The sequence below is a fragment of the Wenjunlia vitaminophila DSM 41686 genome, from assembly GCF_000380165.1.
In the GTDB taxonomy this organism is placed as follows: domain Bacteria; phylum Actinomycetota; class Actinomycetes; order Streptomycetales; family Streptomycetaceae; genus Wenjunlia; species Wenjunlia vitaminophila.
Genome location: NZ_KB904728.1, coordinates 1 through 7,733 on the forward strand (window position 1 = coordinate 1; position 7,733 = coordinate 7,733).

Consider the following 7,733-nt stretch of genomic DNA (forward strand, 5'->3'; position numbering starts at 1 on the left):
GGAGTAGCCGAAGGAGTCCGGGAGCCACACCTCCTCGGTCTCGATCCCGAACTCCTCCAGGAAGAACCGCTTGCCGTGCACGAACTGCCGGGCCAGCGCCTCCGAACCGGGCATGTTGGTGTCCGACTCCACCCACATGCCGCCCACCGGAACGAACTGCCCGGCGTCCACCTTCGCCCTGACCCGCTCGAACAGGGCCGGGCGGTGCTCGCGCAGCCACGCCAACTGCTGCGCCTGGGACATGGCGAAGACGAACTCGGGGTGGTCGTCCATCAGCGCCACCACGTTCGACGTGGTGCGGGCCACCTTGCGCACCGTCTCCCGCAGCGGCCACAGCCACGCCGAGTCGATGTGCGCGTGACCCACCGCGGACACCCGGTGCGCGGAGGCGTGCGCCGGTGACGCCAGGACCCCCGCGAGGCGCTCCCGGGCCGCGGCGGCGCTGCCCGCGACGTCGTCCAGGTCCAGGGTGTCCAGGCAGCGCTCCAGGGCCCGCAGGATCTCCCAGCGGCGCGACGAGGACAGCGGCAGGGTGTGCATCAACCCGTCCAGGACATCGATGTCGTGAACGAGTTCGAACACCACCGGGTCGAAAACCGCCAGGTGGAGGCCCTCCACCCGGTACAGCGGCTCGTCGCCCGCGGTCAGCCGGTCACCGAGCTCGGTGACGCCGTCCAGGATCTCCGGGTTGGCCGCGGCCTCCAGGTAGTAGGTGAACTCCTCGCCGCCGGCCGCCGGAGCGGCCACCCGCAGCCAGGTGTTGCACGGGTTGAGCGCCTTGACCACGCCCCCGTCCGGCCGGTGGGCCAGCGCCTCCGCGGAGAAACCCGGGCGGTCCCTGGCGAACCCCAGGTCGAGCACCGCCTCCACGGTCAGCCCCGCCCAGTCCCGCGGGACCCGGCCGGTGACCCGGAACCAGCTCGTCCCCCACGCGGGCCCCCACGGGTCACCGACGGCGACCGGGGAGTAGGGGGCGCGCAGCGCGTCGGTGAACGGGACCGGCTCACCGGGCACGTGCCACACCTCCGCGGTCAGCGGCAGGTGTTGGCGGTGCACGGCGGGTCGCAGGCGCTCGGTGAGGACACGCCGGAGACGTTCCTCGGTCAGAATCCGGTCATCATGCATCGGTGGCACAGTCCTTGCTGGTCGGGGGCAGATCGTCGAAACCGAGGCGCGGAAGGTCTACGGCGGCGGCGCGGCCGAGCAACCGCCTCAGGTGGTCGGGGGTGACGTAGTTGGCATGGGGGTGGCCGTCCGAGACGCAGTGGACGTAGAGCGTCACGAAACCGCCCTGCCGGGACGCCCTGGTCAGCGACGCCTCGATTCCGGACAGGTCGCTCCCGTGGAGCGCCGCGCCGCGCCCGGTGTCCGCGGACGTGCTGGGCAGCACCCGCCGGGAGGCGATCTCCTCCCCGGGGACGTGCAGGGCGTCGGCGAGGGCCGGGTCGGCGCGGCCGGCGCCGGGCGCCCCGGCGCGCAGCCGGGAGAACAGCGTCAGCAGCAGTCGGTCCGACCGCTCGTCACGGTCGGAGTTGGGGTAGGCGAAGCTGTCCGCCCGGCAGCCCAGCGCCCGCAGCTCCGCCAGACAGGGCAGGACCTCCTGCTCCAGGTAGGCGCGCTCGCCGTGCTCCGCGATGAACCCGGGTGCGCGCCGGTGCCGCAGCCCGTGGCAACCGATGGAGTGCCCGTCGTCGGCCAGGCCGCGCAACAGCCGCCGTTCGTCCCGGTCGAGGCGGTCAGGCTCGCAGACGAAGAACGTGACCCGCGCGTCGTACTCCCGCAGCAGGGGCCGCACGGCGTCCCACTCCCGCACGTGCCGGTCGTCGAACGTCAACAGCAGCCCGCGGGCCGCCGGGGCGGCGACGGCGCTCACGACGCCCACCCCGGGACGCCCCCGTGCAGCGCCGCGTAGAACGGATCGCCCGGCACGATCTCACCCGCCCGCACCGACCGCCCGGTCAGGGCCGCCTTGTACAGCGCGGTGACGAACTCCAGGGAACGCCGGCCGTCCGCGCCGCTGGCCCGCGGGCGGCGCCCGGCCCGCAGGTCGGCGAGGAGCGACCGGAGCTGGGCGAGGTGGGAGCTCGGCACGTCGTCGCGGGGAACCGGTATCCGGGAGGCGTCCACCCCACGGGCGGGCGTGTACCTCCAGTCGGCGTTGGCGTACCCGTAGACGTGGTCCAGTTCGATGGTGACGTCCCGCAGGTCGATCCGCAGGTGGCTGACCTCGCGCGGGGACAGGGCGCTGTTGACCACGGTGGCCAGGGCACCGGAGGCGAAGCGGACCAGGGCGGTGGACACGTCCTCGGTGGCGATCGGGCGCGCCAGGCGGCCGGCCATGGCCCGCACCTCCACCCACGGGCCCAGCAGTTCGAGCAGCAGGTCGGTCTGGTGGATGCCCAGGTTGAGGGTGGGACCCCCGCCCTCGGTCTCCCACCGCCCCCGCCACGGAGCGGAGTAGTAGCCGTCGTCCCGGTACCAGGTGGTCTGGCAGTGCGCCACCAGGGGCGGCCCGAACTCCCCGGACGCGATGAGGTCCCTGGCGTGCTCGGCGCCCGAGCCGAACCGCTGCTGGAAGACGATGGGGGCGTACGGCCCGCCGGGTCCCTCGGCGCCCGTCATGGCGTCGTACTCGGCCAGCGAGAGCGCGGGCGGCTTCTCGCACCACACCCAGGCACCGGCGCGCAGCGCGGTGACGGTCTGCCTGCGGTGCGCGAACGGGGGAGAGGCGATGACCACCAGGTCGGGGCGGGTGGCGGCGAGGGCCGCCTCGAGGTCGGTGGAGTGGTGCGGCAGGTCGAACTCCTCGGCGAACGCCTTGGCGGCGGCCGGTTCGACATCGACCGCGCCCACCACCTCGAAGTCGTCACCGAGCTGCCGGAAGGCGGGCATGTGGACGGCGCGGGCGATGTGCCCCACGCCGACGAAGAGCGTGCGGAAGGGAGAAGGCATGGCGGAGTGGTCCCGGGAGGAGGAGGGCGGATGCCGGGGGAGACGGGGGGAACGGGTGGGGGGCACGCCCCCACGGGGATGGGGCGGGGGCGTCGGGAGGGCCCGGGTGGCGGGCGGNGGGGAACGGGGGCGGGCGGGGGTCTGCCCGCGGTGGTCACAGGGCGGCGGCGTGTGGCCGTCCCGCGCTGCTCACCGGGCCGGTCCGCAGCGGCACCGGCCAGTCGAGGCTGAGGTCGAGCGCGTCGGTCAGGCGGGCCTGGAACTGGGCGAGGTGCCGCTCGGTGGAGCGGACGGCCCGCGGTGGCACCCGGTGGTCCAGGCAGTACGCCACCAGGGTGCCGGCGGCCTCGCCGACCGCCCACTGCCCGGCGTGCCCGGCGAACACGCTGGCGCTGAGGTGGGTCGCGCCCAGGTTGGTCCCGGCCGGCAGGAGGTTGTCCACCCGCACCGGGAGCAGCGCGCCGAGCGGCAACTGGAACGGCAGGCACTCCAGGTCCAGCGGCGTCCCCCCGCCGGTGCCCGGGCGCAGCGTCAGCCGGGCCCTGAGCACCCCGGCGCTGTCCGGGAAGAACTCCGCGCCGTCGGTACCGGTCCGGGACTGGGCGGTCAGGTGGTGCTCAAGGACGGTGAACTCGGCGCGGATGCGCCGGGCCTCGCGGACGTGCGGGCGCTTGGCGAGGCCGTCGTGGGTGCCGGTCACGTCCGGCCTCGGGCACAGCTCCGGGTACCCCTGACCGCCGTCGTGCCGGGGTGCCTCGGTCTGCATCCAGTACAGGAACGACAGCGTCAGCTCCCGCGCCTCCTGTTCGGCCCGCGCCCGGCCGGCCTGGTCCACGCCCGTCAACGGCAGCGCGGTGCAGGCGGTCTGCGGCCAGTCGACCAGGGTGATGTCGCTGTCGAAGGCGCCGGCGACGTGCTGGCCCCGGGCCAGGACGCGGCGCTGGTGCCAGCGGTCGTTGGGCGGCGCGGCCCACTGCGGGATCTCGTCGAGGGCGTGCGCGAACAACGGGACCTCGCGCACCGATCCGGTGGCGGGGTCGGTCTCCGCCCAGGAGAACCCGGCACGGTGGCGGGCGTAGCCGGCGGGGCGGGCGATGGTGTGGTCCTCGCCCGGCCGGATGTCGATGGCGGCGACCCAGGACGCGGCCTGCTGGTCCCGTGGGGCCGCGACCGGACGGGCGTGGGGCTCGCCGGTCTCCTCCACCGACTCGGCGCCGGTGACGTGCTCCACCCCGGCGAGCTCGAGCAGGTCCCCGAGGTCGGTGCCGTCGATGACGTACCGGGCCGTCACCGCGCGGCGGGTGCCGTCGGGGGACTCCAGCGTGACCGCCTCCACCCGGTCGCCGTCCACCTGGGCGGCCACCGGCCGGTGTTCGGTCAGCAGGGTGATCCTGCCTGACGCCTGGTGCGGGGCGAGGAGTTCCCGGACGACGGCGAGGGCCGCCGTGGGCTCGTGGCTGAGGTGGCCGGTGGTGCTCAGTCCCGGGTCGAGCAGCGGGTCGCCGTACGGCTGCGGGCGCAGCGGGTAGTTGCGCCGGTAGTAGTCGCGTATCCGGTTCCGCAGGTCGAGGTAGCCGGGGGAGACGGGGTCGAGTTCGATGCGGTGGTCGTCGGAGAGCGGAACGGCCTGGGCGGTCAGGGAGCCGCCCGGCCAGTCGGACTCGTCGGTCAGCACGACCCGGTGTCCGAAGCGGGCGGCGGTCAGCGCGGCGGCCAGGCCGCCGAGCCCGGCGCCGACCACGAGGACGTCGGTGTCCATGGTGCCGCCGGTCCGGCCGGGACGTGTGGAAGTGCCGGTCATGGTGGTCTCCTCCTCCTGGCTCGGGGGACCGTTACGACTGCCGGGCCGCGACGGTGCGCAGACGGACGGCCGCGGACTCCCGCGTGCGGAAAGCGACGGGCAGCACCACCTGTTCGGCGCTGCGGTAGGGGTCCTCGCCCGCGGCCCGCTCCGCCATGCGGGTGGCGAGCAGCTCCATCGCCCGCACCCCCATGTCCCGCGAGGGCAGCGCGGCGGCCACCGTCGTCAGCGGCAGCACGTCGTAGGGGCCGGCGTCGTCCATGCCGGCGAGGTCCACGTCGTCGGGCACCGAGACACCGAGCGTGGCCAGGTCCGCGGCGACGGTCGCGACGATGAATCCCTGGGAGCACAGGAACGCCGTGGGGGGCTGGTCCGACTCCAGCAACGACTGGAGCAGGGCGCGGCGCTCGTGGTCGGACAGGTTGTTGAACGAGCGCAGCGCGGTCAGCCGGGGCAGGATCGGCAGGCCGTGGGCGCGCAGCGCCTGCTGGTGGCCGGACATCCGGTCGCGGACGCTGGTGCAGTCCGTCTCGCCCCACAGGGTGGCGATGCGCCGGTGTCCGAAGGAGATGAGCTGCTCGGTGAGCCAGTGGCCGACGGTGAAGTTGTCCGCGGTCACCACGTCGAGCGGCAGGTCGGGGAAGTAGCGGTCCACCAGGACCAGGGGCATCCGGTGCTGGCGCAGCTCCTCGATGAGGGCCACGTCGGGAGGGCCCTCGACGGGGTAGAGCACCACGCCGTTGACGTCGTCCTCCACCGCCTGGCGCAGCGCCTGCGCCTGACGTGCGACCGAACCCTCGTGGTCGGCGTAGTGCAGCCGCATCCCGCGTTCGACACAGCCGGACTCCAGGCCGCGCAGCAACGCCGTCTGGTGCGGACCGTGGCTGCCGAGGACGCAGGCCACGGCGCCGGTGCGCTGCCGTTCCGCGGCGGGCGCGGCGGTGCGGTCCGCGACGAAGGTGCCGCGTCCCCGGTGGCGCACCAGGAGTCCCTCGTTCACCAGGTCGTTGAGCGCCCGCACCGCGGTGGTGGAGCTGACGCCGAAGCGTGCGCGCACCTGGTTCTGGGTGATGAAGGGAGAGCCCGGCTCGTACTGCTCGGATGCCACCTCGGCCCGTAGCTCCGCCTTGATCTGTTCGTATTTGGGACGAGGGGTCCCCATGGCCACCGCCTCAAGTTAACGCATCAACTGCACGCGGGAGTCAGCATGGCGGTAGTTAACGCGCTATTTCAAGGGTGTTACTCAAGGAACCTCGAGATGTTGCCCAACAAGATGCGTCATGGAGATAGTTAATGCATCAATTACCGGGTCGAGTCGAGGAACCGAAGGCCCAACCGCCGGCGCGCCCCGCGCCCTACGACCCGTGGGGGTGCGGCGCCGCCGTGCTGGCCCGCACCACCAGGCGGGTGGGGACGGTGAGCTGCCGGGGGGAGGCCGGGGCGTCGCCCAGGGCCAGCGACAGCGCCCTGCGGCCGATCTCCTCCAGCGGCAGGTGCACCGTGGTGAGGGACGGCGTCACGTCCTCGGCCAGGGGGAAGTCGCCGTACCCGATGACCGAGACGTCGTCCGGCACCATGCGCCCGAGGTCGTCGCGGAGCGCGGCGAGCACCCCCAGGGCCATCGCGTCGTCGAGGGCGAACACGGCGCTCAGCTCGGGGGCCCGGCGGAAGAGCCGGATCGTCGCCGCGCGCCCCCCGTCCCGGGTGCACTCCGCCTCCACGCAGTGCTTGTCCAGGACGGTCAGCCCCAGCTCGGCGGCGGCCTCCACGAAGCCCCGCAGCCGTTCCTGCACCGCCACCAGACCCGTCGGACCGCAGACGACCCCGGCCTCGGTGTGGCCCAGGGAGGCGAGGTGCCGGGCGACGGCCCGCCCTCCGTCCCGGTACCGCGGGGTGAGGGTGTCCACCGGCAGGCCCTCGTGGGACACCGCGATGACCCTGCCGCCCTGGGCGGTGAAGGCCTCCACCTCCCGGGCCAGTTCCGTGGTCCCCCCGGTGAACCCCGAGCCCGCGAGCACGATGGCACGGGCACGCTGGGCGCGCAGCCGGGCCACGTACTCGGTCTGGAGCGCCGGATCGTGGTACGCGGGACCCACCATCACCAGCAGCTTGTGGTCCCGCGCCACCTCCATCAGACCGGAGGTCACCGCGGCGGAGTACGGGTCCCGCACGTCGTGGACGACCAGCCCGACCAGCGAGGTGGTGGACTGGACCAGGGCCCTGGCGGGCGCGTTGGAGACGTACCGCAGCCGGGCCGCCGCCTCGAGGACGCGGTCCTGGAGCTCCTGCTTGACGTTGCGGTCGCTGCCGCTCAGGACGCGCGAAGCCGTGGCGAGGGAGACCCCCGCGTCCCGGGCCACCTGCTGGAGCGTCACGGCGGACGTCACCCGGGACCGGGTGCTTCGGCGATTGACGTCACTGGGCATGGGCCTACGATAGCTGGGCTGAAAGCGTTTTCCCACGACCCCGAGCAGGGCTCACCAAATCGCTCCGATGATGCCCCGGCCTTCAGGCCGGGGAGGAATCGGACTCCTGCGGAGCAGGGCAGGGAAAGAGCAGTCGCCGTCAGGGCGATTGGTCGTTTGCACCCACCGGGCCGAGCGCGACCTCAAGGAGGTGGATGATCTCGGAGTTGAGTGATCGCCGGTCGGTACGGGCCGCTTCAACCAGGCGTGCGTGCAGGTGGGTTGGTAGGCGGAGAGAGATCCACTTCTCGTCTTCCATGCTAAAAACATGCCATGGCGACACCAGCGATGCGCCGGGAGGATGCCGGGCATGCCCGGTACACGTACCGGCTTCGTGTGTCGTCGACCGCCCGCGCGGCACTGCTCGCCGAGTGGGCGCGCTGCCGGTGGGTGTGGAACGAGTGCGTGGCCGTGTCCCGCAAGGTCCACACCGCGAACCAGGGGACGGCCGAGAAGACGACGTGCGGCCCGGCCCAGCTCGACAAGATGCTGACCGAGGCCCGCGACACGATGGC

At 73.4% G+C, this 7,733-nt stretch carries 7 protein-coding genes and 1 pseudogene; 1 reads left to right on the forward strand and 7 read right to left on the reverse strand.

What is annotated here, in order from left to right; all coding sequences use genetic code 11:
• The 7 genes from A3IG_RS0126725 to A3IG_RS33110 all read right to left on the reverse strand — a co-directional run.
• A partial coding sequence (locus tag A3IG_RS0126725) for a glycoside hydrolase family 38 N-terminal domain-containing protein (RefSeq protein ID WP_018386659.1) occupies window positions 1–1,125 on the reverse strand: 1,125 nt, incomplete at its 3' end.
• Entirely contained in the window at window positions 1,118–1,873 is a 756-nt protein-coding gene (locus A3IG_RS0126730) for a polysaccharide deacetylase family protein (protein WP_018386660.1), read from the reverse strand. The genes A3IG_RS0126725 and A3IG_RS0126730, both read right to left, overlap by 8 nt.
• Window positions 1,870–2,952: a Gfo/Idh/MocA family protein gene (locus tag A3IG_RS0126735; protein ID WP_018386661.1), complete on the reverse strand. Its 1,083-nt coding sequence runs from the start codon at window positions 2,950–2,952 to the stop codon at window positions 1,870–1,872. Before A3IG_RS0126735 ends, A3IG_RS0126730 begins: the two co-directional genes overlap by 4 nt.
• Before the next feature lie 154 nt (window positions 2,953–3,106).
• Window positions 3,107–4,753, reverse strand: coding sequence for an FAD-dependent oxidoreductase (locus tag A3IG_RS31475; RefSeq protein ID WP_018386662.1), 1,647 nt, complete (start codon window positions 4,751–4,753; stop codon window positions 3,107–3,109).
• A gap of 31 nt (window positions 4,754–4,784) precedes the next feature.
• Window positions 4,785–5,915 (reverse strand): LacI family DNA-binding transcriptional regulator, encoded by a 1,131-nt coding sequence (locus tag A3IG_RS0126745; protein ID WP_018386663.1) that lies wholly within the window; start codon window positions 5,913–5,915, stop codon window positions 4,785–4,787.
• Between the two features lie 193 nt (window positions 5,916–6,108).
• A complete protein-coding gene (locus tag A3IG_RS0126750) occupies window positions 6,109–7,179 on the reverse strand; it encodes a LacI family DNA-binding transcriptional regulator (protein WP_051087656.1) in 1,071 nt (356 codons plus the stop codon).
• Window positions 7,180–7,318: 139 nt separating this feature from the next.
• The gene (locus A3IG_RS33110) at window positions 7,319–7,477 is read right to left on the reverse strand and encodes an Arc family DNA-binding protein (RefSeq protein ID WP_078500975.1); all 159 of its coding nucleotides are present in this window, start codon (window positions 7,475–7,477) and stop codon (window positions 7,319–7,321) included.
• A gap of 14 nt (window positions 7,478–7,491) precedes the next feature.
• Here A3IG_RS33110 and A3IG_RS33115 point away from each other — a divergent pair.
• Window positions 7,492–7,733: pseudogene (locus A3IG_RS33115) on the forward strand (RNA-guided endonuclease TnpB family protein); the annotation flags it as partial.